Genomic DNA, 18,102 nt, shown 5'->3' on the forward strand with positions numbered 1-18,102 from the left:
GGGCGATGCATTTTCGTGGAATATTATTGGATTTAGACGGGACCCTGGTCAATTCGCTGGATTTCGTGGAGGCGTCGTGGCGGATATGGGCGAATAAAAAGGGGCTGGATGCCGAAACGGTATGCCATTACCTGCATGGCAAACCGGCGCTCAGTACGCTGCGCCATTTTATGCCCGACGCCAGCGAGCGGACGATTAACGATGAGTTTCTGGCCCTGGAAGCGTTTGAAGCACGCAATACCGACGGCATCACCCCGGTGCCCGGGGCTGATGAATTTCTTCGCCAGCTGGTGCGGCTTCAGGTTCCCTGGGCCATCGTGACCTCCGGCTCGCTTAAGGTTGCCTCGGCGCGCATTAAACAGGCCGGTTTTCCGAATCCGCCCATGCTGGTGACCAGCGAAGATGTCCGTCACGGCAAGCCCCACCCGGAGCCGTTTGCGATCGGCGCAGCCCGGCTCAACCTGTCTCCCGCCCGCTGTCTCGCTTTTGAAGACTCCACCGCCGGTCTGCTCTCCGCCACCGAGGCCGGATGCGTGGTGGTTGAAGTCCTGACCCGCCAGTCGATGGTTCACGATATCGACACCTGGCAAACCGTTGATCACTACCTCGACCTGCGCGTGATGCGCAAGGGCGAGGCGGATTTTTTCCTTAAGATGTAAAGAGGGAGTTTGTTATGTCATCAAGAAAGACCCTGGCGAATGCCATCCGTATGCTCAGCGTTGATGCCGTCCAGCGGGCCAATTCGGGTCACCCGGGCGCGCCGATGGGGATGGCGGATATTGCCGAAGTTCTGTGGCGGGATTTTCTTAACCACAACCCGAATAACCCGATGTGGGCAAACCGCGATAGATTCGTGCTCTCCAACGGCCACGGCTCGATGCTGATCTACAGCCTGTTACACCTCACCGGCTACGATCTGCCGATTGACGAGCTGAAGGCGTTTCGTCAACTGCATGCCAAAACCCCGGGCCACCCGGAGGTGGGCTATACCCCAGGCGTGGAAACCACCACCGGGCCGCTGGGGCAGGGGATCGCTAATGCGGTCGGCATGGCCATTGCGGAGAAAACCCTGGCGGCGCAGTTTAACCGCCCCGGCCACGAGATCGTGGACCACTTCACCTGGGCCTTTATGGGCGACGGCTGCATGATGGAGGGGATTTCGCACGAAGCGTGCTCACTGGCCGGGACGCTGAAGCTCGGTAAGCTGGTGGCATTCTATGACGATAACGGCATTTCCATTGACGGTCATGTGGAGGGCTGGTTTACCGACGATACCGCCAAACGCTTTGAGGCCTACGGCTGGCACGTGGTGCGCGGGGTAGATGGGCATGACCCTGAGTCTATCCGCGCCGCCATTGACGTCGCCCGGTCGATAGACTCAATGCCGACGTTGATTATCTGTAAAACGATCATCGGTTTTGGCTCGCCGCATAAGGCCGGTACTCATGATGTTCACGGCGCGCCGCTGGGAGAGGCTGAAGTGGCGGCAACGCGCGAGGCCCTGGGCTGGCCGCATCCGCCGTTCGCGATCCCTTCTGACATCTACGCGCAGTGGGATGCAAAAGAGGCCGGCCGGGCAAAGGAGGCGGCATGGAATGACAAGTTCGCCGCCTACGCTCACGCGTTCCCGGAACTGGCTGCCGAATTCACCCGCAGGATAAAGGGGCAGATGCCGCCCGACTTTGCCAGCAAAGCCCAGGCGTATATTGAAAAGCTGCAGGCGAAACCGGCGAAGATCGCCAGCCGCAAGGCCTCACAAAATGCGATTGAAGCCTTTGGTCCGCTGCTGCCGGAATTTCTCGGCGGCTCCTCTGATCTGGCTCCGTCAAACCTGACGCTCTGGTCGGGATCGACAGCGATCAACCACGATAGCGGCGGGAACTATATCCACTACGGGGTGCGTGAATTCGGCATGACCGCCATCGCTAACGGTATCGCGCTGCACGGCGGCTTTCTGCCGTACACCTCGACCTTCCTGATGTTTGTGGAGTATGCCCGTAACGCGGTGCGTATGGCGGCGCTGATGAAGCAGCGTCAGGTGATGGTCTATACCCACGACTCCATCGGTCTGGGTGAAGATGGCCCGACTCATCAGCCGGTCGAGCAGATTGCCTCGTTGCGCCTGACTCCTGACCTCAGCACCTGGCGTCCCTGCGATCAGGTGGAATCGGCGGTGGCGTGGAAGTACGGCGTGGAGCGTGAAGATGGCCCAACCGCGCTGATTTTCTCCCGGCAAAACCTGACCCAGCAGGAACGGACCTGGCAGCAGGTGCAGGATATTGCGCGCGGCGGCTACGTATTGAAGGATTGCCTCGGCCAGCCGCAGCTGATCCTTATCGCGACCGGCTCTGAAGTTGAGCTGGCGGTTGTTGCCTATGAAAAACTGACCGCCGACGGCGTGAAGGCGCGGGTGGTGTCAATGCCCTCCACCGATGTATTTGATAAACAGGACGCCGCCTATCGCGAGGCCGTACTGCCAAAAACCGTTTCCGCTCGCGTGGCGGTGGAAGCGGGGATTACCGACTACTGGTACAAATATGTTGGGCTGAACGGAGCGGTTATCGGCATGACCACCTTCGGTGAATCGGCCCCGGCGGAGCAGTTGTATCAGACGTTCGGTATCACCCTCGAGGCGATTTTGCATCAGGCGAAAGCGCTTCTGGCTTAACCTTCCCGGCCCCTTGCACGACCTGGGGCCATTTTTTATTCAGGGGAAAGAAATGTATCCCGTCGACCTGCATATGCATACTCTTGCCAGCACCCACGCCTACAGCACGATTCATGACTACATAGCCGCCGCCGCGCGCAAGCATATCCGCCTGATCGCTATCACCGACCATGGACCGGAAATGGTCGACGCGCCGCATCCGTTCCACTTTAATAATCTGCGCGTGCTGCCGCGCGTCGTTGAGGGCGTGGGACTCCTGCGCGGTATCGAAGCCAACATCAAACCCGGCGGCGAGACCGATTGCAGCGCCAAAATGCGCGCTTCGTTAGATCTGGTTATTGCCGGGTTCCACAAACAGGTCTTTGCCCCGGCCGGGACGGCGAGCAACACCGATGCGCTGATCGCGGTAATTGAGAGCGGAAAGGTGGATATCATTAGCCACCCCGGCAACCCGGAGTATCCCATTGATATCCCGGCGGTAGTCGCGGCCGCCAAAGCCTGCCACGTGGCGCTGGAGGTGAATAACGCCTCTTTTGTCCATTCGCGTCAGGGTAGTGAGGCGAACTGCCGCAACATTGTTGCCGCCGTGCGGGATAGCGGCGGGCTTATCGCGCTGGGCAGCGATTCGCACAGCGCGTTTTCAGTGGGTGATTTCAGCGCCTGTCAGCATCTGCTTGCAGAGGCTGATTTTCCCGCATCAAGGGTCCTCAACACCTCCCCGCGACGGGTGCTGGAGTTTCTTGAACGCCGCGGCGGGGATCGCATTGAGGAGCTCTACGCTGCACTGAGCTGAGAAGCATTTGCTTCTCAGCTTCACGCCCGCCCGCTACAGGTCGATGACATTGCCTCTGGGCAGATTCAGCGACTTGCGGATCGCGGCGATAACTTCCGTCGGCTTGAGCAGCAGCGAGTTAATGCACACGTTGAGAATACGGCAGCCGTCAAAGCGTGCGGGATTATCGATAGTAATATCGGACGCAATGATGGCGAGCTCGGATGCGAAAATATCCTTATCGGTAATGGGATTCTTCAGCCCCAGCACGCCCTGGGTCTCAATTTTGATCGCAAAGCGATACTGCTTCGCCAGTTTTTCCAGCTGCTCTGCGGCCATATAGGTGTGCGCCACGCCGGTTGCGCACGCGGTTACCGCGACAATATGCAGATTGCGTTCGCTTGAGAAGGGCGGGATCTCATCTCTTCCTGCGCGAGTTATCATAAGCTTGCTCCCTTATTTTTGCGCCGGTACTCAAGCGGCGTACAGTCGTTAATATCGCGAAAGACTTTGCAGAAATAGTTGGTATCAGTGAAACCGCACTTCTCTGAAACCTCGTTGATTTTCAGATTGGTATTCATCAGCAGCGCCTTCGAACGCGAGATACGGGCCAACTTCAGATATTCATTGAATTTCACGTCTGACTCCTTCGAAAACAGACGCGACAGGTAGCCGGGTGAGATGTTAAAGGTCTCGGCGACGCTTTCCCGACTGATGTCCGTGTGGTAGTGGCTATCGATATGGCCTTTAATTTCATCCAGCAGAGAGAAGGGGCCCTGCTGGTTATTCAGGCCATCGGTGATTTGGCACAGCAGATCGTTTATTAGCGCATAGGCGATGTGGGCAAAGGTTTCGCCGGTATTATCCTGCGCCCACGCTAACGATTCGGTCAGCTCAAGCAGGCGGTCACGAACCGTACTGCTGGAGTTTTGCAGGTTATATTTCTCGACTTCTTTAAACTGCGTCCCGTCCCAGTTACTGATACTGAAACCAACATCCTGCTTCCAGAACACAATCGACATGCAGATAACCGGGCCTTCCCACAGCGGCGAGTTCCAGCCGTTGGCGGGAATATAGGTAATCGTGCCGACCGGGCGCTCACATTTAACGATCCTGTCGGTCCCTTTCGGCAGCAGCATGCTCAGGGTGCCTTTTACCGTAAGTTCGATGCGCGGCACGTGCAGATGGTAGGCCATCGCCGGGGCCTGCGCGTTGCCGTTGGCCACCAGCACGTTGTCATTGCTCGCGCCCTGGGTACTAAATTCGCTGAGGATGGATTGAATAAACGTGCCCATATTATGCTCGCGGTTTGATAACGGTTTTTAATATTTTGACCGCAACTGCGGTCGTCACGGTTCCCGCGGCCACTGAAACGAGATAGCCAAAGTGGTTGCCGATCACCGGCAACACGATAAGCCCGCCCCAGGGCGCGGCGTTGGTGGCGCCGAACCATAAAGAGAGGACGGCGGCGACCGCGCTGCCGAGCATAATCGCCGGGATCACGCGGACCGGATCCGCCGCCGCAAACGGGATCGCCCCTTCCGTGATGCCCATCGCGCCCATAATAACCGCGGGCTTCCCGGCTTCTCGCTCAACATCATTAAAAATGCCTTTAAACAGAAAGGTCGCCAGCGCCAGCCCCAGAGGCGGGGTGCAGTCAGCGGCGGCAACCGCCGCCATCAGCTGTGGGTTAGTTGAGATCAGGGCGACGGCAAAGAAAAAAGCGGTTTTGTTCAGCGGACCGCCCATGTCGACGGCGATCATGCAGCCGAGAATGGTCCCGAGAATAATGAACGAGGTCCCCTGCATATTGCCAAGCCAAACGCTAAGCCACTTCATGACTCCGGCTATCGGGTCACCAATGATGTAATAAACCGCCATTCCGGTGAGGAAGGTGCCGACCAGCGGGATAATAAAGATCGGCAATACCATCCGCAGGAAGTGGGGAACATTGAGTCGGGCAATCATATTGAGCAGAAGATAGACGACCAGCCCGGCAATAATCCCGGAGAGCATGCCGCCTAAAAAACCGGCCCCCATCTGGTAGGCCATTAACCCGCCGATGGCACCCGGCGCGATACCGGGTTTATCCACCATTGAATAGGCGATAAAACCCGACAGGATCGGAATGAACAGGGTCAGTCCGGCCATACCGATTTGCGACATGGCTTTCAAAAAACCGTGGTCCGGCACGGCCGCTTCGCCATTGAACATCACCGCCAGCGCCAGCAACACGCCGCCGGCCACCACGAAGGGGATCATGTACGACACGCCGGTCATAAAATGCCGCTTGGTATTTTTTAATAGTTTTAACATCTTAGCCTCATACCGTAGTGGTGATCAGAAGGCCAGCGTTCTGGATATCAGGTCATAGAGCGCTTTCGGGTTTTGTGTCTCTTTGATTTGGCGGACAAATTCATCGTTCATCAGCATGCGCGCAAGCGTGGAGAAGTATTTCATATGCTCGTTATCCTTCGCCGATTTGCTGATTGTCAGCATAAAGAGGGTATCGACCATCACGCCGCCCCAGGCGATCGGCTGCTTAAGCGTCGCGACGCTGACGGTCGAGTCGCCAATGGCGTCCGTTCGGGCATGGGGGATAGCAAATCCTGAGCCGACAACGGTGGGGAAAGGGACTTCGCGGGCCCAGATATCGTCGCACAGTATCTCCCGCGCGGTGGTGCGCTGGTGTAACCACAGGTTATCGACCATTATTTTGATTGCTTCGTTTTTATCGGCAGCGTCAATGCCCCACATAACCATCTCCGGCGACAGCAGCGGTTTCTTCACCGCGCCGACCGCAGACCTGCGCAGCTCGGTTTTGACCCGCTCGGCGTTTGGGCTCTGGAGAAGAACCCGCGCCAGCGTCTGACAATCGGCAAAGCTAAGCTCGCGCAGGGCCTGTTTTATCCCCGCAATCGCCGGACAGCTCATGCTCAATTCATCAAAGCCGAGGCCGATAAGGAGCGGGAGTATGCTCTCGTCAGCGGCCAGTTCGCCGCACAGGCCGATGGGTTTACCGAGGCGGTGGGCCTCGCCTGTCGCTAATTTGAGGGCGCGCAGAAGCGGCGGCGCATAGCTGTCAGAAACCCCCTTGAGCCGGCTATTACCCCGGTCAGCGGCAAAAAGATACTGCGCCAGATCGTTACTGCCCAGGCTGAAAAAGTCGACGTATTCGGCCATTTCCTCCATGGCGAATAGCACGGAGGGAACCTCCAGCATAATACCGAGTGCAATCCGCTCATCGAAGGCGCGCCCCTCGCGGCGCATCTCCTGCTTAACTGATTCCAGCACCTCCCGGCACCAGATCAGCTCTTCAACGCGCGCAATCATCGGCAGCAGGATTTTGGCTCTACCGACCGCGGACGCGGAGAGAATCGCCTTTAGCTGCAGGGCGAAAAGGTCACGATATTGCGGATAAGTTCGCACTGCGCGGAAACCGAGGAACGGGTTCTCTTCTTTACCGCAGTTAAGATATCCGACGGGCTTGTCGCCGCCGATATCGAAGGTGCGAAAGGTCACCGATTTTCCGGCGGCCAGTCTGACCACCTGGCTATACAGCTCGTTTAGCTCTTCCCCGGCCGGCGGCCGGTCGCGCTGCATAAATGCGGTCTCGGTTCGGTAGAGCCCGATATGCTCCGCGCCGCCGTCGATTGCCGCCTGTACTTCTGCAAGGCTGGAGATATTGGCGGCAATTTCGACACGATGTCCGTCGCTGGTCCGCGCCGGGGTTGCCGCGCTGGCGCGCATCAGCCGCTGCATTTTCTGCTGTATCGCGATTTCATGGCGGTAATAGCGCAGGATTTTCTCATCAGGATCGGTTATTAAAATGCCCGGATCGCCATCGATGATGACCTGCCGATCGGCATCAAGTTTGAGGGCCGAAAAATCGATATCCGTCAGTGCCGGAATGCCTAATGAGCGGGCCAGAATCGCCGTGTGCGACGTTTTTCCGGTAGTCGACATGACCAGGCCTGCAAGCAGGGTTCTGTCGAGGGCCAGAAACTGGTCGGGGGTCAGCGTGCTGGCGAAGACGATCGTCGGCGCATTCAGCGTAAGCGGCTGCTGCGCCAGAGCCTGCTCGCCATACATGATGCGGATTAGCTGGCTGGCGATATCAAGGATATCCAGCGTTCGCTCCCGCAGATAGTGGCTTGATGAGCGCTCAAGTACGCGACAAAAATCGAGTGCCGCCTGCACGATCGCGGACCAGGCATTCATCTTGTCATTAAGATAACCGATCGCATTATTCTGAAAAGCAATGTCGCTGATGAGCGAATGCTGAGCCTCGATAAGATCGTGCTCAACGCCCTGGGTTTGCCCGAGGGCGATTTCTTTTTCGGCGCCTAATCCCTCGAGCCCGGTAATCAGCCGCGCCTTTTCGCTCTCCAGGTCCTCAATACGGCCGGGATTGCGCGCGGCGAGCTCGCTGAACGTAAGGCTTTGCATGAACAGCGTTTTGGCGATCGCCGCGCCTTTATTAATACGGGTTCCCTGGATCACCCGCGGGTTTAGCTCCCGCAGGCAGCGGGGAAGGTAGCCGTGTAGGGAGACGGGAGCTGACGCAATGCTAAACGCAGGAAGGCGGGCCAGTAGCGCGCGCAGCTCAGATGCGGTCTGCTGTTCATCATTACCGCTAAGCACGATACGGCACTCATCGTTTAGCAACGTATCGGTGGCAACCAGCGAGAGGGCGCTTTTCGCATTGGCCTGTAGGCCGGTACGGATATTCTCCCAGCTTACAGCGGCCTGAAACAGGTTGCATAAGCGCGCGATATATCCTGCGGGCCTGGCGTGAATACCTTCGTTAAGATCGCATGTATAAGTAACTATCACCGCCATTTCGGCTCCTGCGCGCTGTTGTACATCGATATTCGCGGTCTAAGCTCGCTATCTTTCCTCGTTCTCCAGGGTGATGAAATAGTAAAAAAGTCACCTTTACTTAAAAATAGTGACCTGATTGTGATTTTGTGACTTTTGTCATGTTTATGCTGACGCGTTTTTTTATTACCTTTTTGATTTAAAAAATATTTTTACTTTTTTCTTTCATGACCAGTTTGCTATGTCGGTCACAAATTTTAAGCTTAAGGCGCTAGCAGCCAGCGGTAAAAGTGAAATTACCGCCGAGGATCATTGCGCGCATGAATATTGTGCTGCTCGACAACCCGGCGGGCATTATATTTGCGCTCAGGTAAACGTAAGGACTATTTTGCGAAACGGCTTAGCTTAATATTTTCTTAATATTCCAGCAGAGTAACGCTTATCGCCGCACGGATTCCGCTCGCCATTTATTTAGTTAAATTCCGTCAGCATCACAAAAGCCAGAAAAAAACCGCCCCCAGCGTTGCAAGGCGCGAACGCCTCGCTATATGTTAAATTTATGTTTAATAAATGATGCCTAAGGGTTGGTTTTATGTATAAGAAAATTGGTGGGTTAGTGGTTTCACTGACGACGGTCTTCTCTGGCTCCGTTTTGGCGGAACTACCTCAAGGCTACCCGGCTGAATATCAAAAAGTGGTTGATGGCGGGACGAAAGAGGGCAAAGTGGTCATCTATTCAACGACGGACACCAAAGCGGCGGGTCCGCTAATTAAAGGATTTGAGGCGCAGTACCCCGGAATTAAAGTTGAATATAACGATATGAACAGCACCGAGCTGTATAACCGCTACATCAGCGAGCAGGCGGCGGGCGGCGGCAGCGGGGACGTGGTCTGGAGCTCATCGATGGATACGGCGCTGAAGCTTGCCACCGATTACGCCGAAGAGTACGCCTCGCCCGAGCTGAGCAAGCTGCCAAAATGGGCGGTCTGGCAGCAGAAAGCCTACGGCACCACCTATGAACCGGTGGTCTTTATCTACAATAAGCGGCTGATCCCGCAGGGCGACGTCCCGGATTCTCATACCGCGCTGGCGAAGCTGATTGCCGGCCAGGCCGACAAATTCAAAGCTAAAGTTACCACCTACGATATCGAAAAATCCGGCCTGGGCTTTATGCTGGCCGTGCAGGACAGCAAGGCTGACGCCAGCTATTTCAGCGACCTGGCCGGAATGGCCAAAGGCGGCCTGACCGTGCAATCTTCTACCGGCACCATGATGGAGCGCGTCTCCTCGGGTGAAAACCTGATTGGCTTTAATATTCTGGGCTCATACGCCGAAGCGCGCGCCAAAACCGATCCCTCCCTCGGCATCGCCTATCCCAAAGACTATGTGCTGGTCCTTTCCCGCGTCTCGTTTATTACCGCCGACGCCGGGCATCCTAACGCCGCTAAGCTGTGGTTCGACTACGTGCTGTCCGAAAAAGGGCAGAGCATTCTCGCCAGCCAGGCCGATATTCCCTCAATTCGCAATGATATCGAAGGCAAAAATGATATCGACGGTATGACTAAAATGCTGGGCAACGCGCTGAAGCCGATTCCGGTGGATGAAACCCTGCTGGAATATCTGGAACCGAAAAAACGTCTGGAATTTATCAAACAGTGGCGTACCGCGGCGGCAAAATAATCCTCCCGAGGCGCGACATCCTCCGATGCCGCGCCCGTTAATACCCGGCAGGTTCTCTTTAAACGCCTGACCAAAGGGATCGCATATGAACGTATTACGCCGAAAATGGCAGGGGCTGCCGCGCGGTATTGTGGTACTGATCGCGGCATTAGTTATCTATGTCCCGCTGTTATTTATTGTGGTGCAGAGCTTTCTCTCGGCGCCTTTTTTTGCGCGGTCGAAAGCGTTCAGCTTCGAAGCCTTCGAATTTATATTTACCGATCCTGATTTTTATCTGGCGCTGAAGTCCGGCTTTATTCTGGCGTTCGGCCTGGTGGCGATCGCGATCCCGCTCGGCGGGATCCTCGCGTTTCTGATGGTCCGCACCGATTTACCCGGGCGGCGCTTTATTGAACCCCTGATCCTGGTGCCCGTTTTCGTCTCGCCGATGGTGCTGGCCTTTGGCTACGTGGTGGCCGCGGGGCCGGTTGGCTTCTTCTCGCAGTGGGCCGAGCGGCTGCTGGGCTTTGTGCCGTGGAATATCTACTCGATGTTCAGCATCGTGGCGATCGCCGGATTAACCCACGTCCCGCACGCCTACCTGTACATCTCGTCCGCCCTGCGCAGCGTCGGCTCCGACGTCGAGGAGGCGGCCCGGACGGTAGGCGCGTCGCCGCTGCAGGTTATGACCTCCGTCAGCCTGCCGATGGTGCGGCCCTCGATCCTCTACGCCTGCGTGCTGCTGTTTTTCCTCGGTCTGGAAGTGTTCGGCCTGATGCTGGTACTCGGCGACCCCGAAGGCAATATGGTGCTGGCGACCTATCTCTATAAGCTGACCAATAAGCTTGGAACCCCTTCATACCACCTGATGGCGGCGGTGGCGGTGGTGCTTATTTGCATCACCATCCCGCTGGTGATGCTGCAGCGTCGGCTGATGCGCACCGCCAGTCGGTTTGTCACCATGAAAGGTAAAGCCTCCCAGGCGCGCGCGCTGCCGCTGGGCAAGTGGCGCTGGGTTGCCGGGGTGGTGGTTGTGCTGTGGCTGACGGTGACCATCGGCGTTCCGCTGCTTGGCGTGGCGATGCGGGCGTTTATTTCGAACTGGGGCGTCGGCGTTTCGCTGTGGGACGAGCTGTCGCTGGCGACCTTCCGCAATATCTGGCAGCAGCCGAACCTGCTGCGGGCCATCGTCAACTCGATGGCGATCGGCATTTTTGGCGGCGCGCTGGCGGTCGTTTGCTATCTGTTTGTCGGGATCGCCATGCACCGTAAGCCGGACAACGTGACGCGCTTTCTCGACTACAGCGTGCTGGTGCCGCGCGCGGTGCCGGGCCTGCTGGCGGGGCTGGCGTTCCTGTGGGTGTTTCTGTTCCTGCCGATGTGGCTGGATCAGTCGCTGAAAAACGGCTGGCTCTCGGCGCTGCCGATGGCCGACTGGCTGCGCGAACATCTTATTGCGCAGCTGCGCGCGCTGCGCAATACCATTTTCAGCGTCTGGCTGGCCTATACCGTGGTATGGATGGCCTACGGGCTGCGCCTGATCTCCTCGACGCTGCTGCAGGTTGCGCCGGAGCTTGAGGAGGCGGCCCGCAGCACCGGCGCCTCCCGCGGGCAGGTTACCCGCCACGTCACGGTTCCGCTGTCGCGCTACGGCCTGATCGGTTCGTGGCTGCTGATGTTTCTGATCTTCGAGCGCGAATACTCCACCGGGGTGTACCTGCTTTCGCCGGGAACGGAAACGATCGGCTCGATGCTGGTCTCGCTGTGGGCGGCGGGAGCGATTGATATCGTCGCCGCGCTCTCGTTTATCAATATCCTGCTGGTGGTCGTCGGGTTGGGTATCGCCCTGCGCTTTGGAGTGAAATTACATGATTGAGCTATCTGTAGAAAACCTGCATCTCACCTATGGCGACAACCCGGTCCTGAAAGGGGTATCGATGGAGCTCAGTCGGGGGGAAGTGGTTTCCCTGCTCGGGCCCTCCGGCAGCGGGAAAACGACCCTGCTACGCGCCGTCGCCGGGCTGGAAAAGCCCACCGCCGGGCGTATTACCATTGGTAAAACCACGGTCTACGACGGCAATCCGCGCAGCGAAATCCCCGCCGAGGAGCGCAATCTGGGGCTGGTGTTTCAGTCCTACGCGCTGTGGCCGCATAAGAGCGTATTTGAAAACGTCGCCTATCCGCTGAAGCTGCGCAAGGTCGCCCGCGGCGAAATCGCCCAGCGGGTGCAGGCCGTTCTCGACCAGCTCGGTCTGGGACATCTCGGCAATCGCCATCCCCATCAGCTTTCCGGCGGCCAGCAGCAGCGCGTGGCGATTGGCCGGGCGCTGGTCTATAACCCGCCGGTTATCCTGCTCGACGAGCCGCTGTCGAACCTCGATGCCAAGCTGCGCGAAGAGGCGAGGGTCTTTCTGCGCGAGCTGATTATCAATCTCGGACTCTCGGCGCTGATGGTGACTCACGATCAGAATGAGGCGATGGCGATTTCCGACCGGATCCTGCTGCTGAACAACGGGGTGATTGAGCAGCAGGGCACGCCGCAGGAGATGTACGGCAACCCGACGACGCTGTTTGCCGCCGAGTTTATGGGCAGCAATAACCGCCTGCGCGGTAAAATCACGGCGCTGGAAAGCGGCCGGGCGCGCATTGAGGGAGCCAGCTGGGCGCTGTGGGGCATGGCGGGAGAGGGGGTTAGCATCGGCGAGGAGGCGACGGCGGTGATCCGCGTTGAGCGCCTGCGCCTCGGCTCCTCGCCGGAAGACAACATGCTTGAGCTGCCGCTGCTGACCAGCATGTATCTTGGCGACCGCTGGGAATATCTGTTCCGCACCCGCGGCGATGACTTTGCCATTCGCGTCTACGGCTCAACGCTGCGCGACGCGGAGCATTGCCATATCACGCTTCCCGCCAGCGACCTGTGGATCTTCCCGACGCCTTAGGCCGCCGGCATAAAACAGGGCGAAGTGAGGGCTGCCTCCGCCCGCAAACGAAATATGGCCGGTGGGCCTGGGGTCATAAATATCGTTCGGGGAAAATTAGACTGGAGCTATCTCTATTGCGGGAGCACAACAGGGACGTACGCGGTAGGCTGCAGGAACGGGCGGGCACCCGCGCGTGAGGTCAGGTCAAAAAAAAGCCCCTGCGCTGCGGCAGGGGCAAATCATGTCAGAGCTTAATATTATTAGTTGAATACCGCGATTAGTTGAATACCATGCCGCCGTCGATCAGCAGCGATTGCCCGGTCATATAGTCCGAATCCGGGCCGGCGAGGAACGACACGCAGGCCGCGACGTCTTCGGGCTCCGACAGGCGGCCGAGGGTGATACGTTTGGCAAACTCAGCCGTGCCGTAACCCAGCGGTTTACCCGCCGCTTCCGATACCTGACGGTCAATTTCCGCCCACATTGGCGTCTTGACGATCCCCGGGCAGTAGCCGTTAACGGTGATGCCCAGCGGCGCCAGGTCGCGGGCTGCGGTTTGCGTCAGGCCGCGAACGGCGAATTTACTCGAACTGTAGATGGCCAGCTCCGGGTTGCCGACGTGGCCGGCCTGGGAGCAGGCGTTAACGATTTTCCCGCCGTGCCCCTCTTTTTTGAATGCCTCAACCGCCGCCTGAATCCCCCAGATGACGCCCTTAACGTTGATGTTATAGACCCTGTCAATGGTTTCCTCGGTGATTGACTCGATCGGCGTTGACGGGGCGATACCGGCGTTGTTGACGATAACGTCGAACCCGCCCAGGGCTTTACGCGCCTGCTCAACGGCGGCGAAAACCTGCTCGCGACGGGAGACGTCTACCTTAACGGCCACCGCGCGGCCGCCGGCCTGGTTGATTTCAGCGGCCACCGCTTTGGCCGTGGCCTCGTTGTAATCGGCGATAGCCACGGCAAATCCATCCTTCACGAGGCGCAGCGCGATAGCTTTACCGATGCCCTGACCGGCGCCGGTGACAAGTGCGACTTTTTCCATTTTTATTTCCTTATTGTAGTGACTCACAGTATTTGGCTGAGATGGAGCTGGCCCATCAGCAGGGGGTTATCGCGGTAATCGACCGGAATGGCGACCACCGCCGGGCCATCGACATCCATCGCGGCGCGCAGCGTCGGCTCCAGCGCGTCGGCGCTCTCTACCGAGAACCCTTTGGCCCCGAACGCTTCGGCGTAGACTTTGAAATCTACCGGGCCGAACTCCACGCCGGAGAGGCGCTGATATTTTTTCTGTTCCTGGATCGCCACCATGTTGTAGCCGTTATCGACCCAGATGATGTGCAGAATATTGGCGTGCAGCCGCACGGCGGTCTCCAGCTCCATGCTCGACTGCAGGAAGCCGCCATCGCCGGAAACGGATACCACCTTGCGCTGCGGATTGACCAGCCATGCGCCAATCGCCCACGGCAGAGCGACGCCCATCGTTTGCTGGCCGTTGGAGATCATCACCTGGCGGGCGCGGAAGCTGTACAGGTAGCGGGCAATCCAGATATGGAAACTGCCCATATCGACGGTTAACGTGACGTCGCTGTTGACGATATCCTGCATCGCCCGCACGATGCGCAGCGGATGGAGCGCGAACTGATTCAGCTGCGCCCCGCGGCGGTCAAGCAGCTCCCGTTGACGCTGGCGGTCGGCGAGGATTTCCGCCGCCTGCGGGGTTAACACCAGCCGATGCTCAATGCGCTGGCTCAGCTTCTCCAGGGTGCCGGCGATGTCGCCCACCAGCTCGATATCCGGCACGTAATTCCGCTCTTCGTAGGCCGGCAGCACGTCGATATGCACCAGCGTTGCCGTGCCGTTATTCCACATGGCCGGCTCGTACTCGACCGGGCTATAGCCGATGCAGATGATCAGATCCGCCTGGCGCAGCAGGCGATCGCCCGCCTGGTTATTAAACAGGCCCACCCGGCCGGCGAAGCGGGTGAAGTTATCCTGATTCACCGCCCCGGCGGCCTGATAGGTGCTGGTGACCGGAATATGGCTTTTTTCCAGCAGGCGGTGCAGGGCGCGGCTGCTTTCCGGCTGGCTGGCCATCAGCCCCAGCAGAAAGATGGGGTTCTTCGCCGCGGCGATGGCCTGCGCCACGCCGTCGACGGCGTCATCCGGCGCGGCACCCATTTGCGGCGCTTTGCTGGCGGGCAGCGTACTGCCGCGGGTGGGGCCGTCGACGATATCCTGCGGCAGGCTGACAAAAGCGCTCCCCGGGCGTCCCTGCTCGGCGGCGCGGAAGGCGTTGGAGACCACTTCTGCCAGCGCGTCGGCGGCGGTCACTTCGACGGAATATTTGGTGACCGGGCTGAACATGGCCACGGTGTCCATGCTCTGGTGGACCAGCTTGGCCTTATCCGCCCGCTTAACCGCACCGCCCAGCGCCACCACCGGGTCGCCTTCGCTATTGGCGGTGGCCATGCCGGTTATCAGGTTTGAGCAGCCGGGGCCGGAGGTCACCAGCGCGACGCCCGCTTTACCGGTAATACGCCCCACCGCCGCGGCCATAAAGGCGGCGTTGGCTTCGTGGCGTACCGGGATAATGCGGATTGAGGAGTCGAGGAGGGAATCAAACACCTTGTCGATTTTGGCGCCGGGGATACCGAAGACCTGGCGTACTCCCTGGGCCTCAAGCTGGCTGACTATCATGTCGGCACCGTGGGCCCACTGGCGTTCGTGACGCGGTTTGTCCATCTGAAGCTCCTTAGTTTTCTACCGCACGAATGGCGGCATCGAGATTGTCAGGATGCAGGTCGGCCTGCAGGAAAGCGCTGTCGGCCGGGAGGTCAATCATCAGCTTGTGGATCTCGCCGAAGGTCAGCACGCCGCTATCGAGCTGGTAATCCAGCAGATGGCCGCCGCCCTGACGATCGTCGGTTATAAAGTGCTCGTGGTAGCCGGCAACGTTGAGACCCTGCATATGCTGCGGGGTGCGAAAGCCGACCAGCGTGCCCTGGCGCTGGTTAAAGCGAAAAACCGGCTGGTCATCCAGCACGTCGGTCATCGCCCGATAGGGCGGCGTCTGCCGCGGCACGGTGCGGGTATGGGCGTGGCGGAAGTGGCCATCAATATGCAGGGCGCAGAACAGGTTATCGGAGGGGATCTGCCGGTTGATAATATCGTGCAGCTGCTGGCGGCTGACCGGGTGGTCAAAGGTTTTTCGGTACTGCGGCCTGAACCAGGTCATCACCGCGAACGGCGTTTTTTGATCCGCCCGGGCTTTACGCGCGCTGCCGTCGGCGCGCAGCTGATAGACTTCGCTGCTAAAGGCGATAAGTTCGCCGTCGAGTTCGTTAAAGGTCCCGAGGCCGAAGTCGCCGTGGGTGAGCAGGTCGGCGATGGTGGTACTGCCCTCGTAGACCCCGCTCAGGAGCGCGCTCATCAGAGAGGTCTGATAGATCACGCTATCGGGGTGGTGGGCAGAGAAGCCGCGTATGGTTTCGCACAGGCTCTCTTCGCAGGAGCATTCAGGATAATGATTCACAATCCACTTCCTCGTTCAACAAATATAAGAAAGATTAAATAAATGTTGACCCGATTCAGCTCTCAGTTCCAATATAGAAACCATGCTGGTTTGAGACGTTTTCGATATGGAACTTCGTTATTTACGCTATTTTGTCGCCGTGGCCGAGGCGCGGAACTTCACCCGGGCGGCCCACGAACTTGGGATTTCTCAGCCGCCATTAAGTCAGCAAATTCAGCGCCTTGAGCGCGAAGTGGGGACGCCGCTGCTGCGTCGTTTGACGCGAGGCGTTGAGCTGACGGAAGCCGGGGAGTCGTTCTACGTCGACGCGCGTCAGATCCTCGCCTTAAGCGATGCGGCGTTGGAAAAAACCAAGGGGATTGCGCGGGGCGTCAACGGCAGCCTGGTGCCGGGCATTACCAGTTCAGCTGCTTTTCATGCGCAGATCTTCACTTTGCTGTACCAGTTTCAGCAGCGCTATCCGTCGGTGGCGCTGCGCCAGGTCGAAGGTAATATGGCGACCCTGATGAACGCGCTGGGTGAGGCGGAGCTGGATATCGCTTTTGTCCGCCTGCCGTGTGAAAGCAGCAAGGCGTTTAATTTGCGCATTATTGCCGAGGAGCCGATGGTTATCGCGCTTCACCGTTCGCACCCCTTGTCCGGGGAAACCGCGATCTCCCTGACACAGCTTACCGACACGGTGCCGATTATTTTCCCGCCGGAGGTGGCGCCGGGGCTCTACGAGCAGGTTTACGATAGCTGCCGGCATGCGGGGGTCGATCTGAGCCGCGCCAGGCAATCTTCACAGCTCTCTTCTTCTATTAGCATGGTGGACGCGGGGTTCGGCTTTGCGCTGGTGCCTCAGTCGATGACCTGTATTCGCCACCCCAACGTAACCTGGCATCCGCTGCTGGGGGAGTCGCTGAAGACGGATATCGCCATCGCGTGGCGGCGTTTTGAACGTTCGCGAACGGTAAAACGCTTTCTGGAGATGTTTTAAGCGGGTCGTCGGTCTGGCAGGTATAGACGTTTGCCGCCGTCGGCCCGCGTAGGCCGTTAACCCGACGAAACTCAACGCGAATACCGGGAGTCATGGGGGTGGACTCAGCGGAGGATAATGCGGAAATATGAACCTGAACGTCTTTACGACCATCGGAAGGGACGATGAGTCCTCTGCCGGTTTTATTATCAAAGCTTTTGACAATACCTGTCATTTTTTGGAACAAATAAACTCCTGGTAAAAATAAAAAAGCGATAACGATACGTTATGCCAGGAAATAACATGTGGATCTATTTAAAACCCGCCATAGTGCGGGTTTTCTATTTGCCGGTACGAGGTAAAAACCGATTGTTTGATTCGTCCCAATAATAAGAATTATCTAAATAACGGGGCGGGGAGCAATCAGCGTCTGGCATTTAGGGATTAGGCGGCGTTTCTGGGTGAAGTCTGGAAGAGTTTATGGCAGTAAGGGCAGATGAGCTGGGCGCCTTTTTGTACCCGGCTAAAGCTATGTTCTGATTCCTGGGAGCAATTAGGGCAGGAACATTTTACAAGGTAATTACGGCGGGTTTTCGAGTCTTTTCGATCTGACATATGATTTTTTCCTGATGTAATGGGCTGCAACCATACATCATTCTTCTATCAATAGCTCGAAATGATTTCGCCGTGGGAAAATAAACTCCTGATTGGTCAACGCTATTTTCGCGCCTCACCAGGGGCGCGAGGACGCTACGATAGCC

The 18,102-nt window shown here is 58.0% G+C and carries 15 protein-coding genes and 1 pseudogene; 7 read left to right on the forward strand and 9 right to left on the reverse strand.

Annotated features, from left to right (window positions below; all coding sequences use genetic code 11):
• Positions 1–26 precede the first annotated feature (26 nt).
• Genes QFI97_RS13460 through QFI97_RS13470 form a run of 3 tightly spaced genes read left to right on the forward strand, consistent with a single transcriptional unit; the run spans position 27 to position 3,461 of the window.
• Positions 27–659: an HAD-IA family hydrolase gene (locus QFI97_RS13460; RefSeq protein ID WP_255430904.1), complete on the forward strand. Its 633-nt coding sequence runs from the start codon at positions 27–29 to the stop codon at positions 657–659.
• A gap of 14 nt (positions 660–673) precedes the next feature.
• Entirely contained in the window at positions 674–2,668 is a 1,995-nt protein-coding gene (gene tkt / locus QFI97_RS13465; protein ID WP_346431358.1) for a transketolase, read from the forward strand.
• Positions 2,669–2,720: 52 nt separating this feature from the next.
• Positions 2,721–3,461 carry a phosphatase gene (locus QFI97_RS13470; RefSeq protein WP_346431359.1) on the forward strand — a complete coding sequence of 247 codons (741 nt, stop codon included), beginning with the start codon at positions 2,721–2,723 and terminating at the stop codon, positions 3,459–3,461.
• Positions 3,462–3,494: 33 nt separating this feature from the next.
• Here QFI97_RS13470 and QFI97_RS13475 read toward each other — a convergent pair whose 3' ends face one another.
• The 4 genes from QFI97_RS13475 to ptsP are packed head-to-tail and all read right to left on the reverse strand — an operon-like array spanning position 3,495 to position 8,282.
• Positions 3,495–3,884 (reverse strand): PTS fructose transporter subunit IIB, encoded by a 390-nt coding sequence (locus tag QFI97_RS13475; RefSeq protein WP_095102196.1) that lies wholly within the window; start codon positions 3,882–3,884, stop codon positions 3,495–3,497.
• Positions 3,881–4,735, reverse strand: a complete 855-nt coding sequence (locus tag QFI97_RS13480; RefSeq protein WP_095102198.1) for a helix-turn-helix transcriptional regulator — start codon at positions 4,733–4,735, stop codon at positions 3,881–3,883. Before QFI97_RS13480 ends, QFI97_RS13475 begins: the two co-directional genes overlap by 4 nt.
• 1 nt (position 4,736) lies before the next feature.
• Positions 4,737–5,756: a PTS fructose transporter subunit IIC gene (locus tag QFI97_RS13485; RefSeq protein WP_095102200.1), complete on the reverse strand. Its 1,020-nt coding sequence runs from the start codon at positions 5,754–5,756 to the stop codon at positions 4,737–4,739.
• A gap of 24 nt (positions 5,757–5,780) precedes the next feature.
• On the reverse strand, positions 5,781–8,282 hold the full coding sequence (gene ptsP, locus QFI97_RS13490) for a phosphoenolpyruvate--protein phosphotransferase (protein ID WP_346431360.1): 2,502 nt from the start codon (positions 8,280–8,282) through the stop codon (positions 5,781–5,783).
• A 571-nt stretch (positions 8,283–8,853) separates the two neighbouring features.
• Between ptsP and QFI97_RS13495 the strand changes: the two genes are divergently transcribed.
• From QFI97_RS13495 to QFI97_RS13505, 3 genes are all read left to right on the forward strand, one after another.
• On the forward strand, positions 8,854–9,942 hold the full coding sequence (locus tag QFI97_RS13495) for an ABC transporter substrate-binding protein (protein ID WP_095102204.1): 1,089 nt from the start codon (positions 8,854–8,856) through the stop codon (positions 9,940–9,942).
• Between the two features lie 85 nt (positions 9,943–10,027).
• The gene (locus tag QFI97_RS13500; RefSeq protein ID WP_095102206.1) at positions 10,028–11,797 is read left to right on the forward strand and encodes an ABC transporter permease; all 1,770 of its coding nucleotides are present in this window, start codon (positions 10,028–10,030) and stop codon (positions 11,795–11,797) included.
• A complete protein-coding gene (locus QFI97_RS13505) occupies positions 11,790–12,860 on the forward strand; it encodes an ABC transporter ATP-binding protein (protein WP_095102208.1) in 1,071 nt (356 codons plus the stop codon). Before QFI97_RS13500 ends, QFI97_RS13505 begins: the two co-directional genes overlap by 8 nt.
• Positions 12,861–13,119: 259 nt before the next feature.
• Here the strand turns inward: QFI97_RS13505 and QFI97_RS13510 are convergent, their stop codons facing one another.
• Genes QFI97_RS13510 through budA form a run of 3 tightly spaced genes read right to left on the reverse strand, consistent with a single transcriptional unit; the run spans position 13,120 to position 16,383 of the window.
• Positions 13,120–13,890 (reverse strand): (S)-acetoin forming diacetyl reductase, encoded by a 771-nt coding sequence (locus tag QFI97_RS13510; RefSeq protein ID WP_095102210.1) that lies wholly within the window; start codon positions 13,888–13,890, stop codon positions 13,120–13,122.
• 23 nt (positions 13,891–13,913) lie between these two features.
• Positions 13,914–15,593 (reverse strand): acetolactate synthase AlsS, encoded by a 1,680-nt coding sequence (alsS, locus tag QFI97_RS13515; RefSeq protein ID WP_095102212.1) that lies wholly within the window; start codon positions 15,591–15,593, stop codon positions 13,914–13,916.
• A 10-nt stretch (positions 15,594–15,603) separates the two neighbouring features.
• Positions 15,604–16,383, reverse strand: a complete 780-nt coding sequence (gene budA, locus QFI97_RS13520; protein WP_095102214.1) for an acetolactate decarboxylase — start codon at positions 16,381–16,383, stop codon at positions 15,604–15,606.
• 106 nt (positions 16,384–16,489) lie between these two features.
• On the opposite strand from budA, the gene QFI97_RS13525 reads away from it, so the two are divergent.
• The gene (locus QFI97_RS13525) at positions 16,490–17,362 is read left to right on the forward strand and encodes a LysR family transcriptional regulator (protein WP_095102216.1); all 873 of its coding nucleotides are present in this window, start codon (positions 16,490–16,492) and stop codon (positions 17,360–17,362) included.
• 16 nt (positions 17,363–17,378) lie between these two features.
• Here the strand turns inward: QFI97_RS13525 and cspF are convergent.
• Both cspF and QFI97_RS13535 read right to left on the reverse strand, forming a co-directional pair.
• Positions 17,379–17,588 (reverse strand): annotated as a pseudogene (cspF, locus tag QFI97_RS13530) (cold shock-like protein CspF); the annotation flags it as partial.
• A gap of 197 nt (positions 17,589–17,785) precedes the next feature.
• Positions 17,786–17,956, reverse strand: coding sequence for a YnfU family zinc-binding protein (locus QFI97_RS13535; RefSeq protein WP_223261794.1), 171 nt, complete (start codon positions 17,954–17,956; stop codon positions 17,786–17,788).
• Positions 17,957–18,102: the final 146 nt, after the last annotated feature.

It is taken from the genome of Klebsiella scottii (assembly GCF_036561945.1).
In the GTDB taxonomy this organism is placed as follows: domain Bacteria; phylum Pseudomonadota; class Gammaproteobacteria; order Enterobacterales; family Enterobacteriaceae; genus Klebsiella; species Klebsiella scottii.

Excerpts from the sequence above, each read along its gene's own strand:
- tkt (WP_346431358.1), top strand. The coding sequence starts at position 674 with ATGTCATCAAGAAAGACCCTGGCGAATGCCATCCGTATGCTCAGCGTT.
- QFI97_RS13470 (WP_346431359.1), top strand. The coding sequence starts at position 2,721 with ATGTATCCCGTCGACCTGCATATGCATACTCTTGCCAGCACCCACGCC.
- QFI97_RS13475 (WP_095102196.1), bottom strand. The coding sequence starts at position 3,884 with ATGATAACTCGCGCAGGAAGAGATGAGATCCCGCCCTTCTCAAGCGAA.
- QFI97_RS13480 (WP_095102198.1), bottom strand. The coding sequence starts at position 4,735 with ATGGGCACGTTTATTCAATCCATCCTCAGCGAATTTAGTACCCAGGGC.
- QFI97_RS13485 (WP_095102200.1), bottom strand. The coding sequence starts at position 5,756 with ATGTTAAAACTATTAAAAAATACCAAGCGGCATTTTATGACCGGCGTG.
- ptsP (WP_346431360.1), bottom strand. The coding sequence starts at position 8,282 with ATGGCGGTGATAGTTACTTATACATGCGATCTTAACGAAGGTATTCAC.
- QFI97_RS13495 (WP_095102204.1), top strand. The coding sequence starts at position 8,854 with ATGTATAAGAAAATTGGTGGGTTAGTGGTTTCACTGACGACGGTCTTC.
- QFI97_RS13500 (WP_095102206.1), top strand. The coding sequence starts at position 10,028 with ATGAACGTATTACGCCGAAAATGGCAGGGGCTGCCGCGCGGTATTGTG.
- QFI97_RS13505 (WP_095102208.1), top strand. The coding sequence starts at position 11,790 with ATGATTGAGCTATCTGTAGAAAACCTGCATCTCACCTATGGCGACAAC.
- QFI97_RS13510 (WP_095102210.1), bottom strand. The coding sequence starts at position 13,890 with ATGGAAAAAGTCGCACTTGTCACCGGCGCCGGTCAGGGCATCGGTAAA.
- alsS (WP_095102212.1), bottom strand. The coding sequence starts at position 15,593 with ATGGACAAACCGCGTCACGAACGCCAGTGGGCCCACGGTGCCGACATG.
- QFI97_RS13525 (WP_095102216.1), top strand. The coding sequence starts at position 16,490 with ATGGAACTTCGTTATTTACGCTATTTTGTCGCCGTGGCCGAGGCGCGG.
- QFI97_RS13535 (WP_223261794.1), bottom strand. The coding sequence starts at position 17,956 with ATGTCAGATCGAAAAGACTCGAAAACCCGCCGTAATTACCTTGTAAAA.